This is a genomic window from Pseudoalteromonas sp. SG43-8 (assembly GCF_014164245.1).
Lineage (GTDB): Bacteria > Pseudomonadota > Gammaproteobacteria > Enterobacterales > Alteromonadaceae > Pseudoalteromonas > Pseudoalteromonas distincta.
On sequence record NZ_JACJEX010000007.1, the window covers coordinates 134,950 to 156,991 of the forward strand.

The following is a 22,042-nucleotide window of genomic DNA, read 5'->3' on the forward strand; positions in this document are numbered from 1 at the left end:
GGTTATGCGGGTGCATAAATTATTACTTGTTTTGCTTACCACCACTTTAGTTGGTTGCCTTGATAGCAAAGAAGAAATCATAGAAGAAAAAAACCAAGGCTTAGTTTATTGCGCTGAAGCTAACCCTGTGTCGTTTAATCCGCAAGTCACGACCACCGGTTCAACTATTGATATAATTGCTAACCAATTATACGACCGCTTAATTAGCATTGACCCTGTTACGGCAGAGTTTCAAAGTGAGCTGGCGACCGATTGGAAAATTAGCAAAGATGGTAAATCGGTTACCTTTACCCTGCGTAAAGATGTAAAGTTTCATACAACTTCTTATTTTACCCCATCGCGGGACTTTAACGCCGACGACGTTATATTCACCTTTAGCCGATTATTCGATGTATATAATCCATATCACTTTGTGGGCGATGCCGATTACCCGTATTTTCAAAGTGTAGGAATTGATCAACTTATTCGCAAAATTGTGCGCGTGTCTGACTACCAAGTCCGTTTTGAATTGTTTAATCCTGAAAGTAGTTTTTTAGCTAATATGGCTACCGACTTTGCCGTGGTACTTTCAGAAGAATACGCCATGAAACTGAAGAAAAATAATCAAAAAAACTTATTTGATCAGTACCCTATTGGCACCGGCCCGTATATTTATAAAGAATACCGCCGAGATCATCTTGTGCGCTTTTACCGTAACCCACTTTATTGGAAGCATGACGTTGCACTTGAGCAATTGGTTTACGATATAACCCCTAATGGCACTACGCGCATAGCAAAAATGCTGACTAAAGAGTGCGATGTAACGGCTCATCCAAGTAGTGCACAATTGAGCATTTTAGCGCAACGTGATGATATAAACGTCGAAAAAGAAACAAACTTAAACATAGGTTATTGGGCATTTAATACAGAGCGTGCCCCGTTTGACGACTTACGCGTACGCCAAGCGCTTGCGCACGCAATAGATGTAGATAAAATAATGCAGGCGGTTTATTACGGTAACGGTACTCGCGCACAATCTATTTTGCCGCCAACCTCTTGGGCATTTGAGCCACAAGAAGATATACCTACGTTTGATCCAGAACTTGCTAAAAAATTACTTATTGAAGCTGGGTTGCCTAATGGCTTTGATATGACGATATGGGCTATGCCTGTGAGTCGTATTTATAATCCCAACGCACGTAAAATGGCTGAGCTTATGCAAAGTGATTTACGCAAAGTAGGCGTTAACGTCAGTATTGTAGAATATGAGTGGAATACGTTTATTCAACGTATTGGCGAGCATAGGCACGACAGTGTATTACTTGGTTGGGCCGCAGATACACCCGACCCTGATAACTTTTTTAGCCCGCTGCTGAGTTGCACCGCTACTTTTAGTGGCAAAAACCCTGCAAACTGGTGTAATCCCCAATTTGATTTATTGCTTACTAAAGCACTAGACACCACTGATTTAAACAAACGTAAAAAATACTACGAAGATGCACAAAGCTTAATTATTAAAGAGTTGCCGTTATTACCTATTGCTCATGGCTTGCGCTTTCAAGCAAGTAGCGCTGATGTGGAAGGCATAACACTTGGCCCGTTTGGTGCTATTTCGCTTGCTAATGCGAGGAAGAAATAATGATCTTAGATTATATTTTACGTCGCCTTGGTTTGTTCTTTTTTATGATACTAATGCTAAGCGTATTTACGTTTTCACTGGCGTATTTATTTCCCGGTGATCCGCTAAGTAATTTAAGTGGCATACCAAGTGGTAACTTTGCACAGCATAGTGAGCTTGAAGATAAATATTTATACAACAGCAATTACTTTATGCAATACATTGCCTTTTTAGGGAGAATATTTCAAGGCGATTGGGGGCTTTCATTTGCCTCTGGGAACAGCGTGTTTAGCCATATTATTGATTTACTACCGGCTACTTTAGAGCTAAGCGTATATGCATTAATTGTATCGGTTGTTATTGGTGTACCTACTGGCATTTTAGGCTCTGGCTATCATAAACGCTGGCCCGACAAACTTATAAACTCTGTCACTATGGTAGGTTATTCAATGCCTGTATTTTGGCTCGCATTGTTGTTAATAATGGTTTTTTCATTAAAGCTTGGCTGGTTTCCTATGTCGGGCAGAATGGGCCTCCTTTACGAAATACCCGCCAGTACAGGGTTTATATTAATTGATATTGCTCTAGCTGGATTTCCATATAAAGGAATGGCCTTTGTTGATGCGCTGCGCCATTTAACACTCCCTACTATTGTACTGGCCATGTATCCAACCACGGTATTAGTGCGCTTTACTCGCGAGTCTATGCTTAAGGTAATGGATCAAAACTTTATTAAAACAGCTAGGGCAAAAGGCCTTAACCGCCGTCAACTTATCATGCACCATGCACTGCGTAATGCACTACTACCGGTAATTAAGCAAATTGGTTTGCAATTTAGCACCTTGATAACACTTGCGATGATTACTGAAGTTATTTTTTCTTGGCCGGGTATTGGCCGATGGTTAATCGATAGTATTTATCAGCGTGACTTTCCAGCTATTCAAGGTGGATTAATGGCGGTGTCTTTATTTGTTATTTTAGCCTCAATTACTGCTGAGCTTACTTACACTTTATTCGATCCACTCTCGCGGAATCAGGCCCATGGCAAAGTTTAATTTATTTTCTGAAGAGTCGAATAAATCGCCACTTGCGCGATTTTGGCGCAAATTTAAAAACAATCACCCAGCTTTGGTTGGTTTATGGATATTTATGGCGTTTGCATTATTGGCCGCCACCGCTCCTTTTTTAGCGCCCTATGGTGTAAACCAACAGCATAGTGATGCACTACTCATACCGCCCTCATGGCGAGAAATGGGCGATGTACGCTTTATTTTAGGCACCGATGATTTAGGCCGTGATGTACTTTCGCGCTTAATGAATGGTGCAACATATACATTTGGACTTTCTGTTGTAGCTGCCCTAATCACGACCCTGTTTGGTGTATTAGTGGGGACTTTTGCAGGGATCAGTAAAGGGTTGCGTTCAAGCTTTTTAAATCATTTACTTGATATAACACTTTCTATTCCTTCTTTGTTATTGGCCATAATAATAATCGCCATACTCGGTCCTGGTTTAATGAATACCGTATGGGCAATTATTTTAGCGTTACTACCGCAGTTTATTCACTCGGTGCGCAACCTAATTGTTGATGAATTAAGTAAAGATTACATTACTGCGTTTAGACTCGATGGCGCATCTAATTGGCATATAATATCGCGCGGTATTTTCCCTAATATTTATGAGCATATTGTGGTTATATTCACGATGGCGCTTTCTACCGCGATATTAGATATTTCAGCACTGGGATTTTTAAAATTAGGGGCTCAACCACCAACGACCGAATGGGGCGCAATATTAGCCGAAAATCTGGGCCTTATTTATTTAGCGCCGTGGACTGTAGCGCTACCTGGTGTACTGTTATTTTTAGCCGTGTTATCTACTAATTTAGTAGGCGATGGCCTGCGACAAGTGCTAAAAGCACGTAAGGCTGATTAAATGCAATTACTCGATGTTCGTAACTTAACAATTGAACTACGTACCTCTGAAACTGTAATTAGAGCCGTAGACAGAGTGAGCTTTAGCTTAAAAGAAGGCGAAGTACATGCGCTTGTAGGCGAATCTGGCTCTGGTAAAAGCCTAATAGCAAAAGCGATTATTGGTGTATTGAACGAACGCTGGGATATTACTGCCGACCGTATTCATTGGCGCGGCGTAGACTTAATGCGTTTAAGCCCAGAGAAACGCCGTAAAATAGTAAGCCAAGATATAGCGATGATCTATCAAGATCCAAGTCGCTGCCTTGACCCAACCGCTAAAATATTTGACCAAATTGCCGAAACACTCCCAGAGGTCGCAACTAAAGGTTTCTTTTTAAAGCGCAACCGCGAGAGAAAAGACAGAGTAAAAGCGCTTATTCATAAAGTGGGCATTAAAAACCACGAAGCAGTACTGAGTAGTTACCCTCATGAGCTCTCAGAAGGCGTATGTCAAAAAGTAATGATTGCAATGGCCATTGCCCGAACTCCAAAGCTATTAATCGCTGATGAGCCAACTACAGCGCTTGAGAGCACAACTCGCGCACAGGTATTTAGGTTACTAAAAAGCTTAAACCAGCTAAAAAATATGTCTATTTTGATGATCTCTCATGAACTGGAAGAGATTGCACATTGGTCGCATGGCATTCATGTTTTATATTGCGGGCAAATGGTTGAAGCAGGCCCAACCCATGAAATATTTAAACAGCCTCGCCATCCATACACGCAAGCATTACTTAAAAGCTTGCCAGACTACGAGCAAGGCTTAGCACATAAAGAACCTTTTTATGCGCTTAAAGGGACTATCCCTACTTTGCAACATTTGCCTATTGGCTGTCGCCTTGGGCCGCGTTGCCCACAAGCGCAAAAAGCCTGTGTGGTTACACCAGCCCTGACTAAACATCATGGGCATAGTTATGCGTGTCACTTCCCGTTAATTAAGGACATGAAGTAATGCAGCCACTGTTAAAAGTACAAGCACTTTGTAAAACCTTTAATGTGCGAGCTGGGCTTTTTTCACGTAAAAAGTTTGAAGTCCTTAAAAACATTTCATTTTGCGTAGGTAAAGGTGAAAGCATTGCCATAATTGGCGAAACAGGCGCAGGTAAAAGTACGTTGGCAAAACTACTTTCAGGAGCTGATAGCGCTGATAGCGGGCAAATTTTGCTCGAGAATAATATTATCGAAGATAATGGCGTACGCGATAATCAATGTCGCCATATTCGTATGATTTTTCAAGATTCAGCTGCATCGCTCAACCCGGGCTTAACCATTGGCGAAATGCTTGATGATTGCCTGCAATATAATACTGAGCTTGATGCTAGTGAACGCACTGAAAAGATTGATGCAACGCTTTCTAAGGTAGGTTTGTTAATCGATCATAAACACTACTACCCGCATATGTTTAGCGTGGGGCAGTTACAGCGTGTAGCGTTTTCTCGTGCATTAATTTTAGATCCTAAGGTGATTGTACTTGATGAAGCTGTTTCGTCTTTAGATCCCTCTATACGGGCGCAGATAGTAAATTTGTTACTTAAGCTGCAGCGCGATACAGGCCTTACGTATGTGATGATCACTCATCATTTAAGTTTAGTACGTCACATTAGTGATTTTGTAGTTGTACTTGATAAAGGCGAAGTGGTTGAATACGGTCCTACTGAAGATGTTTTTCAAAACCCTCAATCAAAAGTAACGCAGCGTTTATTAAGCTGCTAAAGCAGATTATAAATACCTAACTTTTTTGTAAGGTAACCGTATTTAACTAGGTCTTCTTGTTAATTGTATTTAATTAACAAGAGATCTCATGCTTAAACAAAAGTTACTACTTAGCCTTTCCCCATTACTCCTTCTATCAGCCTCAGCTATTGCTGATACAAATTGGGTTGGTGGCGTTGATCATTTAGGTTTAACTGTATCAAACTTAGATGCATCCAAAGCATTTTTTACTGATGTACTTGGCTTTAAAACGCTAGGGAATGACCCAGTCTATCCTGCTTATTTTTTATCAAACAATAAAATAACCATTACATTATGGCGCGTGAAAAACGATGCAAAACGTGTGGAGTTTAATCGAGCAGAAAATGTGGGCTTACACCATTTAGCACTCAGTGTTGAAAGTATCAAAAAGTTAAGCGAGCTACATGAACACTTAAAAATGCAAAATAATATTATTATAGAGTTTGCACCCGAAAACTTAGGTAGCGGCCCAACCCAACATATGATGATAAGAGAGCCTAGCGGCAACCGGATTGAGTTTATTGCCAGAGGTAATTAAAAGACAATAAAAAAGGCGCTTTAAAAGCGCCTTTCTTTATGAGCTAAAATTAATTACTCAACAGTTTGTGTAGCCGTTGGTAAGTTAAGCTCAGCATTGGCTTTAAGCGCTTCAATAAATACCATGTAGTTTTTATTAGCTTGCGCCATAGTAATGCTTTGTTTTGCTTGAGGGTCAATATTAGCTGCAACTTGTGCATCTGTTACCGACTTAAGCGCAACAATTGCTGCATCACCATTATTTAAATTAACGAGATCGACTACCGCAGAATCCGCTGGGTGAGCCATTTTAAAAGCTTGAGTCACAATAGCAGGTGAAACAGTGTAGCTTTGACGTGTTAACTGCGCTTCTTGGCGAAGTGTTAAGCTTTGCTCGTTAGCAACATCGTTTAAGCTCTTACCTGCTTGTACTTCTGCAAATAAGCTACGTGCCTTTTCTTTAGCAAGCTCAGATGATTTTTCATTAACTAAACGCGCTTTAATTTCCTCGTTTACTTCATCTAACGGCTTAGTAGCAGCAGCTTTATGCTCGTTAATACGAACAATGATTGCATGCTCATCGCCAAGCTCAATAACTTCAGAATTTACTTTATCTTCAAGTAAATCAACTGATGTTAATGCTGTGACAACTGCAGGGCTGTTTAACGGCTCTGGTAGAGCATTAAGTGCTAAAAGAGGTGTAGATTTAACTTCAACTTCAGCAACTTCTGCAGCATCATCTAAGCGGTCTGAAATTTCAAATGCAAGTGCACCCATTTCAGTTTGCTTTTCGTAAAATGCATCTATTTTTTCAGCTTGTTCTAATTCAGCACGTAAGTCAGCTTTAACATCGTCATACGCTTTAACTTGTTGTGGTTGAATATCAGTAAGTTTAATTATGTGATAACCAAACTCAGAAGTAACAACGTCAGAAATATCACCTTTATTTTCAAGCGCGAAAGCCGCGTCTTCAAATGCAGGGTCCATTACGTCACGCTCAATCCACTCAAGATCGCCGCCCATTTCACCACTAACGATATCGTCAGACGATGACTCAGCAAGCTCTGCAAAATCTGCACCTTGCTCAAGTTGAGCGTGTAGCGCGTTAGCTTTTTCTTTAGCTGCATCATCGTCTTCACTGTTATCAATTAAGATATGCGATACGCGACGCTTTTCTGGCTCAACATATTGTGCTTTGTTTTGCTCATAATACGCTTTAACGTCATCCTCGGTTACCGATTCAACATTGATATCTGCAGCTTTAAGCTCAATGTAACTTACTGAGATAAGCTCTGGAGATAAAAATTGGGATGCGTTTAGGTCGTAGTAATCAGATACTTCTTGATCTGATACTTCAACATTCGCCGCAAGTGCCTCTTTGTTTACAACTACGTAATCAATACTACGAGTTTGCTGCTGAAGAGCAATTGCGCTTTTCAGCTCGCTCTCTAGAGCAAAGTCTGTACCTGCAACAGCAGATACTACCTGGCTGCGTGTCATATCTTTACGTAAATATTCACGAAAAGCATCTGGTTGAAAATTCATTTGACGAATTACTTGTAGGTAACGGTCGTTATTAAACTTTTCACCAATTTGAAAGTACGGTAATTCTAAAATTGTTTTACGTACACTTTCGTCGCTTACGCGAAGGCCTAAATCAGCCGCTAGCTGTGATTGCAATTCTTGTTGTACTAAGCGGTCAACTACACCTTGACGAATTTGTGCCATGTAATTTGGATCAGCTGCAATTTGTGTAAAGTATTCACCAAATTGCTGCTCTAAACGGCTACGTTCATTTTGGTAAGCACGGTTAAAATCGGTTTGACTAATTTTAATTCCATTTACTTCAGCAACGGGTTGTTCTGTGGTTTGACCTAAGTAACTACCGATCCCTGCTAAGGCAAAAGATAAAATCACCGCGCCTAAAATTATTTTGGCTACAGGCCCTTGCGAACCTTCTCTGATTTTCTCAAGCATTTGTTTATCTCTTTTTGATCAAGGTATTTTACCTTGTCACATGTAAAAAAAGCGTATCTTACCAGATACGCTTTTTCACTTGAAGTAACTGGCGGAAAAGTTACTTAACTCATCTGTTGTGGTGAATCAGTAACTTTACACTCGCCATAACTAATGTGTTTAAAACAGTGATTAGTTTACTGCGTCTTTAAGCGCTTTACCGGCTTTGAAAGCTGGAATAGTTGCAGCAGCAATTTGGATAGTTTCACCAGTTTGCGGGTTACGGCCTGAACGTGCAGCACGTTCACGTACTGAGAAAGTACCAAAACCTACAAGTGCAACTGAGTCGCCATCTTTTAGCGCGCCAGATACAGATTCGATGAATGAATCTAGTGCACGACCTGCAGCCGCTTTAGAAATGTCAGCATCAGCTGCGATTTGATCGATTAATTGAGATTTATTCACAATATCATCCTCTTTCATTGTTATTATCAAGAGCGATGGTTTTTTAAACTAACATCACTTTTTTGAAAATTTTAGAGCAAACTTTTAATGCCCACATGATTATATTTTTCTTAAGCCTAGGCCCCGTAAGGGCTAGGCTTGAAAACCAGTGCTTAACTTATCATACCGTTTAGATTTGAAAAGCCCTAAAAAGCACTTTTTTTATGTTTTTTCTTGGTTTTTAGGTGTTTCGACCGAAAAACTCTCAACAGGATGCACTAAAGCAAGCTTTAACACCTCGTCAATCCAAGTAACTGGGTGAATATCAAGACCTGCCAGCACGTTGTCTGGTATCTCTTTTAAGTCACGTTCGTTAATTTTTGGAATGATCACTGTTTTAATTCCACCACGATGCGCCGCTAATAACTTCTCTTTTAAGCCACCAATCGGAAGTACTTCACCGCGTAGCGTAATTTCACCAGTCATAGCAACATCTGCTCGTACAGGATTACCCGTTAAGCTAGATACAAGACCCGTTACCATTGCTGCGCCCGCACTAGGACCATCTTTTGGTGTTGCGCCCTCAGGTACGTGTACGTGAATATCACGTTTTTCGTAAAAGTCGCTGTTAATACGAAAAGTATCTGCTCGATTACGCACAACCGTCATTGCCGCTTGAATCGACTCTTGCATTACATCGCCAAGAGAACCGGTGTAACTTAACTTGCCTTTACCTGGCACTGCCGCACATTCAATTGTTAGCAAATCACCGCCAACTTCTGTCCATGCTAAGCCTGTAACTTGACCAATACGGTCGCCATCTTCAGCTTTGCCATAGTCAAAGCGCTGCACACCTAAAAAGTCTTCTAGGTTATCTTGATTGATGGTCACTATTTTAGTGTCTTTTTCAAGTAAGATATTTTTAACTGCTTTACGGCATAGTTTCGAAATTTCGCGCTCTAGGTTACGTACACCCGCTTCACGTGTGTAATAACGAATAATGCCAATAATTGCGCTGTCTTCGATAACTATTTCAGACTCTTTTAAGCCGTTACGTTTAACTTGTTTAGTAATTAAGTGCTCTTTTGCAATGTTTAGCTTTTCATCTTCGGTGTAACCCGACAAGCGAATAACTTCCATACGGTCCAACAATGGACCAGGAATGTTAAAGCTGTTTGATGTTGCTACAAACATAACGTCAGATAAATCATAATCTACTTCAAGATAGTGATCGGCAAAATGACTGTTTTGCTCGGGATCAAGCACCTCTAACAATGCTGATGCTGGGTCACCGCGCATGTCAGATGACATCTTATCGATTTCGTCTAACAAGAATAATGGGTTTTTAACGCCCACTTTAGACATGTTTTGAATTAGCTTGCCTGGCATAGAACCAATGTAGGTACGACGATGGCCGCGAATCTCAGCTTCATCGCGAACGCCGCCAAGTGCCATACGCACATATTTACGACCAGTAGAACGCGCTATAGATTGCCCAAGTGATGTTTTACCAACACCAGGTGGTCCAACTAAACATAAAATTGGCCCTTTGAGCTTATTAGTACGCTGTTGCACCGCGAGGTACTCAATAATGCGTTCTTTTACTTTATCTAAGCCGTGGTGATCGCTATCAAGAATTTTTTGTGCGCCTGCTAAGTCTTTTTTCACTTTAGAGCGTTTTTTCCATGGCACATTAATTAATGTATCTATGTATGAACGCACTACAGTTGCTTCTGCAGACATTGGCGACATCATTTTAAGCTTATTGAGCTCTGTAGTTGCCTTTTCTTTAGCTTCATCAGGCATGCCAGAATCTTCAATACGCTTTTTAAGCGCTTCAAATTCGTCAGGCACATCATCAAGCTCACCAAGTTCTTTTTGAATGGCTTTCATTTGCTCATTGAGGTAATACTCGCGCTGAGATTTTTCCATCTGCTTTTTAACGCGGGTACGAATTTTCTTCTCAACTTGCAATAAGTCTATTTCGCCTTCCATTAGTGCCATTAAATATTCAAGACGTTCTGTAACACTTGAAATTTCGAGCACTTTTTGTTTTTCAGGTACTTTAAGCGGCATATGCGCTGCCATTGTGTCGGCAAGGCGTGCTGGCTCATCAATACCTGAAACCGAAGTTAGTACTTCAGGTGGAATTTTTTTATTTAGCTTTACATAGCCTTCAAACTGGCTAATTGCGCTTCGGATAAAAATATCTTGCTCTTGTTCATCTACAGAATCAGATTCAATAAATTGAGCATTAGCGACAAAAAAATCATCGTTATCAACAAACTCTTCAATTTGTGCGCGCTGTGTACCTTCGACTAAAACTTTAACTGTACCGTCTGGTAATTTTAATAACTGAAGTACAGTGGCAATAGTACCGATACGATAAATATCATCTTGCTCTGGTTCATCTACAGTTGCATCTTTTTGTGCAACCAAGAAAATTTGTTTGTCTTTGTCCATTGCCGCTTCTAGGCATTTTATTGATTTTTCACGGCCAACAAAAAGCGGGATCACCATGTGCGGATATACCACAACATCGCGCAGTGCAAGGACTGGGATTTCGACTCGGTCGGTTCTCTCAAGCGTCATTATAGTTTCTCTTCGCACTTCATTTATTTTAAAGATTACTCAAGTATATGGGGATAACCTAATTAAAGTTCAACAATTTTCCCTAACTCGATTAAATTAATTATAAAAAAAGGAGCCTAAGGCTCCTTTTTCCATTCAAATAGCTTAAAAACTATTCTGATGAAGCTTTATCTTGCTTATTATTTTCATAAATCAAGATTGGATCTGACTCACCTTTAATAACGGTTTCATCAATAACCACTTTGCTTACATCATCCATTGAAGGAAGTTCGTACATAGTATCAAGTAACACGCCTTCAACAATTGAACGAAGACCACGTGCACCTGTTTTACGCTCCATTGCTTTGTGAGCAATAGCAGCTAAGGCATCATCGCGAAACTCAAGTTCAACATCTTCCATACCAAACAATACTGAAAACTGTTTAGTAATCGCGTTTTTAGGTTCACTCAATATTTGCACAAGAGCTGCTTCATCAAGCTCAGTTAATGTAGCCACTACCGGCAAACGGCCTATAAACTCAGGAATTAAGCCATATTTAACTAAATCTTCTGGTTCTACGTCTTTAAATGCTTCACTTAAAGAACGACTCGCCGCAGACTCTTTTACGCTAACGCCAAAACCGATACCGGTGTTTTTATGGCTACGTTGCTCAATTACTTTATCTAGGCCTGAAAATGCACCACCACAAATAAACAAGATTTTAGATGTATCTACTTGTAAAAACTCTTGCTGTGGATGTTTACGACCACCTTGCGGTGGAACAGAAGCAACGGTGCCTTCAATCAGTTTAAGTAGCGCCTGTTGAACGCCCTCGCCTGATACATCACGCGTAATTGAAGGATTATCAGATTTACGAGAAATCTTGTCAATTTCATCGATGTAGACAATACCGCGCTGTGCTTTTTCAACATCGTAATCGCACTTTTGTAAAAGCTTTTGAATGATGTTTTCAACATCTTCACCTACATAACCTGCTTCGGTTAATGTAGTGGCATCGGCCATAGTAAACGGCACGTCAAGTAGGCGCGCTAATGTTTCTGCAAGTAATGTTTTACCACTACCTGTTGGGCCGATAAGCAAAATATTACTTTTACTTAATTCAATGTCTTGCTTAGTCGATTGGTTACGTAGGCGTTTATAATGGTTATAAACGGCAACAGACAATACTTTTTTAGCATGATCTTGACCAATAACATAATCGTCTAAGTGTTTACGAATTTCTTTTGGTACAGGTAGTTTGTCAGACGTATCATGCTTAGGAGCAATGTCTTTGATCTCTTCCCTGATAATATCGTTACACAACTCTACACATTCATCACAAACGTATACTGAAGGGCCTGCAATTAATTTACGCACTTCATGTTGGCTTTTGCCACAAAAAGAGCAGTATAACAATTTATTACTTTTGTCGCCGTCTGTAGGAGTGTCAGACATTCAGCTACCTCATTTTATTACGTTGGCCACCAAAACTATTGGCGGCTATTTCAATACGCTTTAACTATACCAAAATTTATTGGTTTTCGCATAGTAACTCAAAGTGGCAAACAGGCAGTCCTGCTTACCAAGCGCTTACTTTTTGTCGCGATTTGTAAATACAGAGTCTACCAAGCCGTAATCTACAGCTTGCGAAGCACTCATGAAGTTATCACGATCTGTGTCTTTAGAGATAATATCCAATGGTTGGCCTGTATGCTCAGCCATTAAGCGGTTAAGCTTATCTTTAATAGACAGAATTTCTTTAGCGTGTATTTCAAAGTCAGATGCTTGACCTTGGAAACCACCTAATGGTTGGTGAATCATCACACGTGAGTTTGGTAGGCAAAAACGCTTACCTTTAGCACCAGCAGTAAGTAAAAAAGCACCCATGCTTGCAGCTTGACCTACACATATTGTACTTACATCTGGTTTGATGAAGTTCATTGTGTCGTAAATAGCCATACCCGCAGTTACTGAACCACCTGGTGAGTTGATATATAAAAAGATATCTTTATCAGGGTTCTCTGATTCTAAAAATAGCATTTGCGCTAAGATCAGATTTGCCATGTTGTCTTCAACTTGACCTGTTAAAAAGATAATACGCTCTTTTAATAATCTCGAATAAATATCATACGAGCGCTCGCCTTTTGGTGTTTGTTCAACAACCATTGGGACCAATGCATTTAGGGGATCTGTAATACCAGTATTCATACTTATTTAATTCCTTATGCGCTTATACTTATCCTTATTATAAGGAAGCATAGTTATCGTTTTTCGCAAATTTAGAGCCAAAAACTAAAATGGCCCGAGCACGCTGTATAAACAGAGTAACACGAGCCATTTAATCGTTAGCGAGAGCTTAAGTCAATGACTTATTAAGCACCTTGCTGTGGATTCATGATGTCATCAAATGCTTTTTCAACATCAGTAACAACTGCTTTAGCTAAAATAGCTTCAACAGCTTGCTCTTCCATTGCTACATTACGCATTTGCTGCATAAGTTGATCATTACCTTTGTAGTATTCTACTACTTCAGTTGGATCTTCGTATGCAGAAGCTACTGTTGCGATTAATGCTTCAACTTTAGCATCATCAACTTTGATGTCGTTAGCTTTAATCACTTCACCTAATAAAAGGCCAGTTTTTACACGTGTTACAGCTTGCTCGTGGAACAATTCAGCTGGAAGCTCTGGCATGTTTTGAGCGTCGCCGCCAAAACGTTGAGCTGCTTGCTGACGTAGAGCATCAACTTCTTGATCAACAAGTGCTTTAGGCACTTCGATTTCGTTGTTAGCTAAAAGACCTTTGATTGCTTGGTCTTTAACGCTTGCTTTAACCGCTTGGTCTAGCTCACGTGTCATGTTCTTTTTAACTTCTTCTTTAAGCGCGTCTACGCCGCCTTCGGTAACACCGAATTTAGTTGCAAACTCTTCGCTTAATTCTGGTAATTCTTGCGCTTCAACTTTTTTCACTGTGATAGTGAATTGAGCCGCTTTACCTTTTAAGTTTTCAGCGTGGTAATCATCAGGGAAAGTTACATCAGCTACTACTTCTTCGCCTGCTTTTTTACCTACGATGTTATCTTCAAAACCTGGGATCATACGACCTTGGCCAAGTTCTAATGGGAAGTCTTCAGCTTTGCCGCCTTCAAATACTTCACCGTCGATAGTACCTACGAAATCAACTGTTACACGGTCGTTTTCGCCAGCTGCTGCATCAACATCAGCCCACGCTGCGTGTTGCTTACGAAGTGTTTCTAGCATGTTAGCTAAATCTTCGTCAGTTACTGTTACTGCTGGTTTTTCAACAGTAATTTTATCTAAACCTTGAACTTCAACTTCAGGGTAAACTTCAAACGTTGCTGAGAATTCTAAATCTTTACCTGCTTCAAGTGATTTAGGAGCGAATGTAGGCGCGCCAGCTGGGTTGATTTTTTCAGAAACGATTGCTTCAATGTAATTACGTTGCATTACTTCGCCAGCAACTTCTTGACGAACTGCAGGACCAAAACGCTTGTTAATTACAGATACTGGAACTTTACCAGCACGGAAACCATCTATACGCTGTGTTTTTGACAGTTGTTGTAGGCGTTTTTTTACTTCGGTCTCAACGTTCTCTGAAGGAACGGTGATAGTTATACGGCGCTCAAGGCCTTGGGTCGTCTCAACAGAAACTTGCATGATTTACCTCAATATTCAATTTTGGCGACTGTTCGCCTTCCTTTACAAACAAAGTGTTCTGCATGAGTCTTGATAAAGTTTAAGCGGTTTTTCACACTTAAAAGCATCCGTCGCTACCATGAGACACCATTGCTGCTTTGCCCTTCGGGCACTATGTTAAACAATAGACGCGGCATTATAACCTAATATTTATGATAGTCGAGTATAGGGGGCAATTATTTGGACTAGATAAGGGACTATAAAGACTAACTGAATAAAAAACAGGCTAACTACGGACTAAATAGAATAAAATAGAAATTATTTAATAGAATTATAGGCTAACAGATTTAGATTTATAACTTAGAGGAATTTACTTATTGTTCTTATTAGATAAGAAAATGGTCGGCGATGCAGGATTTGAACCTGCGACCCCTTGGACCCAAACCAAGTGCGCTACCAAACTGCGCTAATCGCCGACATTGAAGAGTTAACTTCTTTTTTCATACTGAACACTTAAACTGAGAGTTTAAGACCATTTTAAGAAAATGGTCGGCGATGCAGGATTTGAACCTGCGACCCCTTGGACCCAAACCAAGTGCGCTACCAAACTGCGCTAATCGCCGATATTCGTTGTAAATGGGGTGACTGATGGGGCTCGAACCCACGACAACCGGAATCACAATCCGGGGCTCTACCAACTGAGCTACAATCACCGCTATATTTACATGTTTTCAAATGGTGCACCCAGAAGGATTCGAACCTTCGACCGACGCCTTAGAAGGGCGTTGCTCTATCCAGCTGAGCTATGGGCGCATCGAAAACTTCATAGTTTACCAATAAGCTATTCGATTATAAAAAATTATAAAAAAATGGTCGGCGATGCAGGATTTGAACCTGCGACCCCTTGGACCCAAACCAAGTGCGCTACCAAACTGCGCTAATCGCCGAAACTTATTATTGCTAGCGAGTGACCTCGTTGACAACGGGGTGCATAATAGTGATTTGACGGGGTTAGGTCAAACGTTTTTTTAAGAAAACCAATCAAGTGCTCATTTTTAGTGCACAATGGTTAAATATTACAATAGTCGGCTGAATTTTAAACTATTTAACAGCTCAAACGTTATATACCTTAAAAGCAACTTGGCGCTGCTATGCTTTTCTGCGAAAATAGTAGGCACATTATAAAACGAGTTAAATAAAGAGCGTATTTTTCTTTATTAGCATTTTTACCCCTATTTTATTATGCATTCGTTTTTAGAGTATCGGTATCTAGTTAATTAACCCCAATTAAAGGTCACCCATGACGGCAAACATCATTGATGGTAAGGCAATCGCAAAACAAGTACGTAGCGCTGTAGCAGAACGCGTAAGTGAACGTGTAGCAAATGGTTTACGTGCACCAGGACTTGCAGTAGTACTTGTAGGACTTGATCCAGCAAGCCAAGTTTATGTTGGTTCAAAACGTAAAGCCTGTGAAGAAGTCGGTTTTATCTCTAAATCATTTGATTTACCAGCAGACACACAAGAGCAAACTCTTTTAGATTTAATTGACGAGCTAAATAATGATGCCGAAGTTGATGGAATTTTAGTGCAGTTACCACTGCCAAAAGGTCTTGATGCTGAAAAGATTTTAGAACGTATTACCCCACATAAAGATGTTGATGGATTTCATCCATATAACATTGGTCGATTAGCACAGCGTATGCCTGCCCTTCGCCCATGTACGCCTAAAGGTATTATTACATTACTTGATTCAACGGGTGTACGTTATAAAGGGATGCATGCAGTTGTCGTTGGCGCGTCAAATATTGTTGGTCGTCCAATGTCGTTAGAGCTTTTATTAGCAGGTTGTACTACCACTGTGTGTCATAAGTTTACTCAAGACTTAGAAACACATGTTCGCCGCGCTGATTTATTAGTTGTGGCTGTCGGTAAACCTGAATTTATACCGGGAGATTGGATAAAAGAAGGCGCTATTGTTATCGATGTGGGCATTAACCGCTTAGATACGGGTAAATTAGTCGGTGATGTTCAATACAGTGTGGCCGAACAAAAAGCGCATTTTATTACACCTGTACCAGGTGGCGTTGGCCCGATGACTGTCGCAAGCTTAATTGAAAACACACTTGAAGCGTGTGAGAAATATCACAGCTAAGCTGTTTAAAAAATCAAAAAAGGGTTGCCATTTGGCAACCCTTTTTTAGTTTGACCTGAATTACTTTAAACGCTTACGCTTTACGCCACGTTGTTTTACCAGCTGAATCTTCAAGTATTACACCTAATGCATTAAGTGCATCGCGAGCTTCATCAGCAGCAGCCCAATTTTTATTGGCACGGGCATCGTTACGTTTTACAATTAACGCTTCAATTGTTGCAACCTCATTGTCGTCTTGTCCACCTTGTAAAAACGCTTCTGGCGCTTGTTGAGCAACGCCTAGCACTTCGCCTAGGCTACGCAGTATAAACGCTAACTTGCCAGCTTGACCTGCGTCACTTTCTTTTACGCGGTTTAATTCTTTAGCAAGTTCGAACAACACAGGTAGTGCTTCTGGTGTATTAAAGTCGTCATTCATTGCTTTTCTAAACTTAGCAACAAACTCATTGCCTTCTAAGTCGCACTCTACCGGTACGACATCACGAAGCGCTGTATAAATGCGTTCAAGTGATGAACGCGCTTGGTCTAAATTTTCTTGTGAGTAATTTAATTGGCTGCGGTAATGCCCTGAAATTAAAAAGTAACGAACAGATTCGGCATCGTATGCTTTTAAAACTTCACGCACAGTAAAAAAGTTATCTAACGACTTAGACATTTTTTCTTTATTTACTTGCACCATGCCAGTATGTATCCATGTATTTACATACTTGCCGTTGTTTGCACAGCACGACTGGGCAATTTCGTTTTCATGATGTGGAAACTGTAAATCAGACCCCCCACCGTGAATATCAAAATGCTCACCTAAGTGTTTTGAGCTCATTGCCGAACATTCAATATGCCAACCAGGACGCCCTTCACCCCACGGTGATGACCATGATGGCTCACCTGCTTTGGCTTTTTTCCATAACACAAAATCAAGTGGATCGTCTTTATCTTGAGCTACTTCAACGCGAGAGCCCGATTGCAGCATAGTTAAATCTTGCTGAGAAAGCGCACCGTATTGCTCAAACGTTGATACATCAAACAATACATCGCCATCAGCTGCAACATAGGCATGGCCCTTTTCAATCAAGCGCTTAACCATAACGATAATTTCATCCATATGGCTTGTAACTGTTGGTTCAATATCTGGGCGTAGCATATTTAGGCTATCAAAATCTTCATGCATCGCTTTAGTCATGCGCACAGTTAGGTTGTTTATTGACTCACCATTTTCATTTGCGCGTTTAATTATTTTATCGTCGATATCTGTAATGTTACGTACATATTTTAAATCGTAACCAATATGACGTAAATAGCGCACAATAACGTCAAAACCAACAAAAGTACGAGCGTGTCCAATATGGCAGTAATCATAAATGGTGATACCACACACATACATGTCGATTTTGCCTTCGACCATAGGTTTAAATTGCTCTTTTTGTCGCGTGAGTGTGTTGTATATATTTACCATTTACTTTGAGTCCTTGACTATTTACTTGAACAGTTATGTTACCACTTGAAAAGCCCCTGCTCTAGCGCTTTATAACAAACCAAACATCTACTTTGTTAATCTTAGCCAACTACGATAAAATAGCGCCAATATTTAAACCAGATATAGGAAAACACATGGTTGTTCTACACACCAATTTTGGTGACATCACCATTAAAATGTTTGAGCAAGAAGCTCCAAACACAGTTAAAAACTTTTTAGAGTATGCAAATGCTGATTTTTTCAACGGCACTATCTTTCATCGTGTAATCGATGGTTTTATGGTTCAAGGCGGTGGTTTTGTACCAGGTATGGAACAAAAAGAAGTTAACGACCCAATTAAAAATGAAGCTAATAATGGCCTATCTAACAAGATAGGTACTTTAGCAATGGCACGTACACCTGATCCTCATTCAGCTACAGCGCAGTTTTTCATTAACGTGAATAACAACGACTTTTTAAACCACAGCAGCGAAACATCGCAAGGCTGGGGTTACTGTGTTTTTGCTGAAGTAGTAGAAGGTATGGACGTAGTAAATAAAATAAAAGGCGTAGCAACAGGTAGTACTGGTTTTCACCAAGACGTGCCTCTTGAAGATGTGATCATCGAAAGCGTTACTGTTAGCTAATAGTAAGTTTACCCACGTAATGTGGAGTATCAGCGGGCATTTACGCAATGTGTATACGCCCGCTTTATTTATATCAAAAAGACTGACCTATGACTCGCCAAACTTACTTTATTGCAGATTTACACCTAAGCGAAAACCGCCCCGACATTAGCGCTGCATTTTTTGACTTTTTAAATACGCATATACTAAATAAAGATGTAGATGTAGATGCACTTTATATTTTGGGTGATTTTTTTGAAGTATGGGTTGGAGATGACTACATTACAGCGCTGAGTGCCGATGTAGCAAAGCATTTAAGCGCCGTTAATGATGGTGGGACACCTGTTTATTTTATACATGGCAACCGTGATTTCATCATGCGCAAGCAATATGCAGACATGGCCGCAATGACTTTACTCGATGAACAAACAGTCATTGATTTATATGGTACGCCTACCGTTATTTTACATGGCGACGAAATGTGTACTCAAGATACTGAGTATCAAAAATTTCGTAAAAAAAGCCGTGGTTGGTGGTGGCCAAAATTAATGCTTGCAATGCCACTTTGGTATCGTAAAAAAATAGCGCGTAATGCCCGTGAAAAAAGTAAGTTGAGCCAAGCTGATAAACCTATCGAAATTTTAGACGTTGTAGATGAAGCCGTGCTTGCCACCTTTGCCAAACATAACGTTACTAATATGATTCATGGTCATACTCACCGCCCTAATGTTCATACCTATAAAGTTAATGAACAAACGCTTACTCGTACAGTGCTAGGTGACTGGTATACCCAAGGCTCTTATTTAGTCGTTACCCCTCAATCACAAGAATTAATTAGCACGCCTTTCGCATAATTTAAAATCCTGACTATTATTTAACTATATATTTGAATAATAGTGAGAGGTTTAATGATTAAGCTGTTAATTTTCATCGTAGTAATTGCCATTCCTACCAAAGTATTTAGCGAGCAAACATGGCAAGTTGTTACTGAAAACTACCCTCCCTATTTTAGCGAAAACCTTCCTGATAACGGTTGGTTATATGAAATCACTCAATCAGCCCTTAAAACTCAAGGCATTAATAGCGAAGCCGAGTTTACGACATGGGACCGCGCCCTAAAGCTATTAGAAAAAAAGAGAAAAACAGCTATTTTAGGCGCTTTTTATTCATTAAAAAGAAATGAAGTTTTTTACTACTCTCGCCCACTTGCAGTTGCTCATTCAGGAATTTTTAAACGCAAAGAGAGTGCTATTAACTTCGATGGTACAGTTCAGTCATTAACATCTTATAGTATTGGTACAGAAGACAATGCCTTTGTAAGCCAAGAGTTTGCTAGAAATACTGAGCTGGCAATAACATCTACTAAAAGCCTTCCTACAAGTTTATACCTGCTACAACAAGGACGTATTGATTTGGTCGCAGGCACTAAAGAAGTAGGGAAGTATTGGCTTGAGCACAATAACGAAGTTGATTTAGATAAGAATAAAATTGAGTACTTATTGCCAGATCTTGCTTCTCATAAACTATATTTAGTTGTCTCTAAATCAAATTACAGGGCAAAAGAGTACTTACAAAAGTTTAATAGAGGGATTGATATAATAATTGAAAACGGAAGCATTGCTGAAATCATGAAGAAACACAATTTCAGCAATCATAAAACAGCTGAATACATTAATTTTTTAAAAGAAAATTAGCTTTCTGCTATTGGCAAGCCACTATGAAACTTAAAATCTTCATCCTGTGATGAAATTAATTCGGCTTCAATCTCGCCAAATTCTTTAACTCGTTCGGTAATATCAAAATCAGCAATTTCTTGCGCTAAAGTTAGATAATCTTGGTAATGACGGGCTTCAGAGCGCAGCAGCGAAATATAAAAATCACCTAAACGATTGTCAACATGCGGCGCAAGCTTTGCGAAACGCTCACATGAACGCGCCTCAATGTAAGCGCCTACAATTAATTTATCAACAAGGGCATTTGGCTCAAACGTTTTAACATGACGAAGCATGCCTTTTGCATAACGACATGGTGTAATGCTTTGGTACTCTACACCGTACTCGTCCATAATTTCGAGCACTTGGTAAAAATGATGCAACTCTTCTTTTATCAACAATACCATTTTATCAATTAAATCTTGTCCATATGGCGAATTAGATTTAGGAATTATTGATTTAGTTAGCTTATTTTTAGCAGCGAGATCACGCCAATTCCCTTCACGCTTATAAATAAGCGTTTCAAATGGCTTTAGCCACTCGAGTAAGGCATCACTGCCCTCTTTATCAACAGCGTATTTACGTATTAAAAACATCGCACTTTGAGCCGCTTTTAACTCACAAATTAAGTGATCGATTAAGATGACTGATAAGTTCTCTTTTTTAATTGCCTGCTCCACCCACTGCTGCGGGGTTGTACACACTAAAAAGTTATTGATCGGCTCTAAAAGTTGGCTATGTGGCACGTTGACTGCTCATTACTAAATAAATTTGATATGCCATTATTTTAACACGAAATTTTGTTTGGGATAAATCAAAGCCCTAACCTGTGCAAAAATGTTAATATTGAGTTAACTTGACTTTGCAAAATAAGTGAACCATAACTGTACATAGACTGTATAAAAATAAACCAACCAAAACAGTAATACGTTCCTTTTATGGAGTAAGCACTATGATATTAAATCACCTCTGGGGCATTTATGCTCACCCACTTGAAGAATGGCAAACAATAGATAATCGCCATGAAAGTTTAACCTATAGTTTGTCGCATATTTTACTGATTGCTTTGTTTCCTTCAATAATGGGTTATTACTCATCTGTTTATTTAGGATGGAGTATAGGCGCAGGCAATCCTGTATTTTTAACGCACGATAGTGCGCTATTAATTGCAGGTGCAATGTATTTTGCTTTAATAGCGGGCGTTTTTGCATTGGCGTATTTGGCTCATTGGATGGCCGTTACATTTGGCTCTAAGCCTACATTTACACAAACACTTGAACTTGCAGCTTATACTGCAACACCTGTGTTTATGTCGGCGCTTGCCGCCTTTTGGCCTGTACTTTGGTTTGTAGTGTGTATTGGAATTATTGCACTAGCTTACTCGGTCTACTTACTTTATACCGGCGTACCAATACTTATGCATATTCCAGAAGAGCGTGGCTTTATTTATGCCAGCTCGGTTGTAACGTGTGGATTAATATTACTAGTTATTATTTTAGCTGTAACAGCTATGCTTTGGACAAATGGGATTGTTAGTCCAATGTTTACTTAATAAAGTTTAGCTAATAAAGAGTCGTGTTTGATAGAAATGTTCCCTTTCTTTCCTTCGCAAAAAAGGAGCTAATTAGCTCCTTTTTTTATGTAA

Annotated in this window: 19 protein-coding genes and 5 tRNA genes; 11 read left to right on the top strand and 13 right to left on the bottom strand. The window is 39.8% G+C overall.

Going from position 1 to position 22,042, the window contains the following annotated elements:
• The first annotated feature begins 10 nt into the window (after positions 1 to 10).
• The 6 genes from H5122_RS14065 to H5122_RS14090 all read left to right on the top strand — a co-directional run bounded on the left by H5122_RS14065 (position 11) and on the right by H5122_RS14090 (position 5,845).
• On the top strand, positions 11 to 1,618 hold the full coding sequence (locus tag H5122_RS14065) for an ABC transporter substrate-binding protein (RefSeq protein WP_024596506.1): 1,608 nt from the start codon (positions 11 to 13) through the stop codon (positions 1,616 to 1,618).
• Positions 1,618 to 2,652, top strand: coding sequence for an ABC transporter permease subunit (locus tag H5122_RS14070; RefSeq protein ID WP_002958336.1), 1,035 nt, complete (start codon positions 1,618 to 1,620; stop codon positions 2,650 to 2,652). The genes H5122_RS14065 and H5122_RS14070 overlap by 1 nt, the downstream gene beginning before the upstream one ends.
• On the top strand, positions 2,639 to 3,532 hold the full coding sequence (locus tag H5122_RS14075) for an ABC transporter permease subunit (RefSeq protein ID WP_002958337.1): 894 nt from the start codon (positions 2,639 to 2,641) through the stop codon (positions 3,530 to 3,532). The genes H5122_RS14070 and H5122_RS14075 overlap by 14 nt, the downstream gene beginning before the upstream one ends.
• Entirely contained in the window at positions 3,533 to 4,525 is a 993-nt protein-coding gene (locus tag H5122_RS14080; RefSeq protein WP_002958338.1) for an oligopeptide/dipeptide ABC transporter ATP-binding protein, read from the top strand. It begins immediately after the preceding gene.
• Positions 4,525 to 5,286 carry an ATP-binding cassette domain-containing protein gene (locus H5122_RS14085; RefSeq protein WP_002958339.1) on the top strand — a complete coding sequence of 254 codons (762 nt, stop codon included), beginning with the start codon at positions 4,525 to 4,527 and terminating at the stop codon, positions 5,284 to 5,286. Before H5122_RS14080 ends, H5122_RS14085 begins: the two co-directional genes overlap by 1 nt.
• Positions 5,287 to 5,374: 88 nt before the next feature.
• Positions 5,375 to 5,845, top strand: a complete 471-nt coding sequence (locus tag H5122_RS14090; protein ID WP_024597287.1) for a VOC family protein — start codon at positions 5,375 to 5,377, stop codon at positions 5,843 to 5,845.
• Between the two features lie 53 nt (positions 5,846 to 5,898).
• Here the strand turns inward: H5122_RS14090 and H5122_RS14095 are convergent, their stop codons facing one another.
• From H5122_RS14095 to H5122_RS14145, 11 genes are all read right to left on the bottom strand, one after another.
• Positions 5,899 to 7,800 carry a SurA N-terminal domain-containing protein gene (locus tag H5122_RS14095; protein ID WP_182682341.1) on the bottom strand — a complete coding sequence of 634 codons (1,902 nt, stop codon included), beginning with the start codon at positions 7,798 to 7,800 and terminating at the stop codon, positions 5,899 to 5,901.
• 171 nt (positions 7,801 to 7,971) lie between these two features.
• Positions 7,972 to 8,262 (bottom strand): HU family DNA-binding protein, encoded by a 291-nt coding sequence (locus tag H5122_RS14100; RefSeq protein WP_158000827.1) that lies wholly within the window; start codon positions 8,260 to 8,262, stop codon positions 7,972 to 7,974.
• A 183-nt stretch (positions 8,263 to 8,445) separates the two neighbouring features.
• Positions 8,446 to 10,815, bottom strand: coding sequence for an endopeptidase La (lon, locus tag H5122_RS14105; RefSeq protein WP_149591824.1), 2,370 nt, complete (start codon positions 10,813 to 10,815; stop codon positions 8,446 to 8,448).
• Positions 10,816 to 10,966: 151 nt separating this feature from the next.
• The gene (gene clpX, locus H5122_RS14110; protein ID WP_182682342.1) at positions 10,967 to 12,250 is read right to left on the bottom strand and encodes an ATP-dependent protease ATP-binding subunit ClpX; all 1,284 of its coding nucleotides are present in this window, start codon (positions 12,248 to 12,250) and stop codon (positions 10,967 to 10,969) included.
• A 135-nt stretch (positions 12,251 to 12,385) separates the two neighbouring features.
• Positions 12,386 to 13,003 (bottom strand): ATP-dependent Clp endopeptidase proteolytic subunit ClpP, encoded by a 618-nt coding sequence (gene clpP, locus H5122_RS14115; protein WP_002958346.1) that lies wholly within the window; start codon positions 13,001 to 13,003, stop codon positions 12,386 to 12,388.
• A gap of 164 nt (positions 13,004 to 13,167) precedes the next feature.
• Positions 13,168 to 14,472, bottom strand: a complete 1,305-nt coding sequence (gene tig / locus H5122_RS14120) for a trigger factor (RefSeq protein ID WP_002958347.1) — start codon at positions 14,470 to 14,472, stop codon at positions 13,168 to 13,170.
• A gap of 378 nt (positions 14,473 to 14,850) precedes the next feature.
• Positions 14,851 to 14,927 (bottom strand) — tRNA-Pro (locus tag H5122_RS14125).
• A gap of 70 nt (positions 14,928 to 14,997) precedes the next feature.
• A tRNA-Pro gene (locus H5122_RS14130) sits at positions 14,998 to 15,074 on the bottom strand.
• A 14-nt stretch (positions 15,075 to 15,088) separates the two neighbouring features.
• Positions 15,089 to 15,164: transfer RNA gene (locus H5122_RS14135), tRNA-His, on the bottom strand.
• Positions 15,165 to 15,187: 23 nt separating this feature from the next.
• Positions 15,188 to 15,264 (bottom strand) — tRNA-Arg (locus H5122_RS14140).
• A gap of 57 nt (positions 15,265 to 15,321) precedes the next feature.
• Positions 15,322 to 15,398 (bottom strand) — tRNA-Pro (locus H5122_RS14145).
• A gap of 353 nt (positions 15,399 to 15,751) precedes the next feature.
• Here H5122_RS14145 and folD point away from each other — a divergent pair.
• Positions 15,752 to 16,606 carry a bifunctional methylenetetrahydrofolate dehydrogenase/methenyltetrahydrofolate cyclohydrolase FolD gene (gene folD, locus H5122_RS14150; protein WP_002958348.1) on the top strand — a complete coding sequence of 285 codons (855 nt, stop codon included), beginning with the start codon at positions 15,752 to 15,754 and terminating at the stop codon, positions 16,604 to 16,606.
• Between the two features lie 73 nt (positions 16,607 to 16,679).
• Here the strand turns inward: folD and cysS are convergent, their stop codons facing one another.
• Positions 16,680 to 18,059 (bottom strand): cysteine--tRNA ligase, encoded by a 1,380-nt coding sequence (gene cysS / locus H5122_RS14155; RefSeq protein ID WP_182682343.1) that lies wholly within the window; start codon positions 18,057 to 18,059, stop codon positions 16,680 to 16,682.
• Positions 18,060 to 18,214: 155 nt separating this feature from the next.
• On the opposite strand from cysS, the gene H5122_RS14160 reads away from it, so the two are divergent.
• The 3 genes from H5122_RS14160 (at position 18,215) to H5122_RS14170 (ending at position 20,379) form a co-directional block, all read left to right on the top strand.
• The gene (locus H5122_RS14160) at positions 18,215 to 18,706 is read left to right on the top strand and encodes a peptidylprolyl isomerase (protein WP_002958350.1); all 492 of its coding nucleotides are present in this window, start codon (positions 18,215 to 18,217) and stop codon (positions 18,704 to 18,706) included.
• Positions 18,707 to 18,795: 89 nt separating this feature from the next.
• Positions 18,796 to 19,539 carry a UDP-2,3-diacylglucosamine diphosphatase gene (locus H5122_RS14165; RefSeq protein WP_182682344.1) on the top strand — a complete coding sequence of 248 codons (744 nt, stop codon included), beginning with the start codon at positions 18,796 to 18,798 and terminating at the stop codon, positions 19,537 to 19,539.
• Between the two features lie 54 nt (positions 19,540 to 19,593).
• The gene (locus tag H5122_RS14170) at positions 19,594 to 20,379 is read left to right on the top strand and encodes a transporter substrate-binding domain-containing protein (RefSeq protein WP_182682345.1); all 786 of its coding nucleotides are present in this window, start codon (positions 19,594 to 19,596) and stop codon (positions 20,377 to 20,379) included.
• Here the strand turns inward: H5122_RS14170 and miaE are convergent.
• Positions 20,376 to 21,143 (bottom strand): tRNA isopentenyl-2-thiomethyl-A-37 hydroxylase MiaE, encoded by a 768-nt coding sequence (gene miaE / locus H5122_RS14175; RefSeq protein WP_182682346.1) that lies wholly within the window; start codon positions 21,141 to 21,143, stop codon positions 20,376 to 20,378. The genes H5122_RS14170 and miaE overlap by 4 nt on opposite strands.
• A gap of 206 nt (positions 21,144 to 21,349) precedes the next feature.
• On the opposite strand from miaE, the gene H5122_RS14180 reads away from it, so the two are divergent.
• Complete coding sequence (locus tag H5122_RS14180) at positions 21,350 to 21,949, top strand: Yip1 family protein (RefSeq protein WP_007580923.1); 600 nt, start codon at positions 21,350 to 21,352, stop codon at positions 21,947 to 21,949.
• The last annotated feature ends 93 nt before the right edge of the window (positions 21,950 to 22,042 follow it).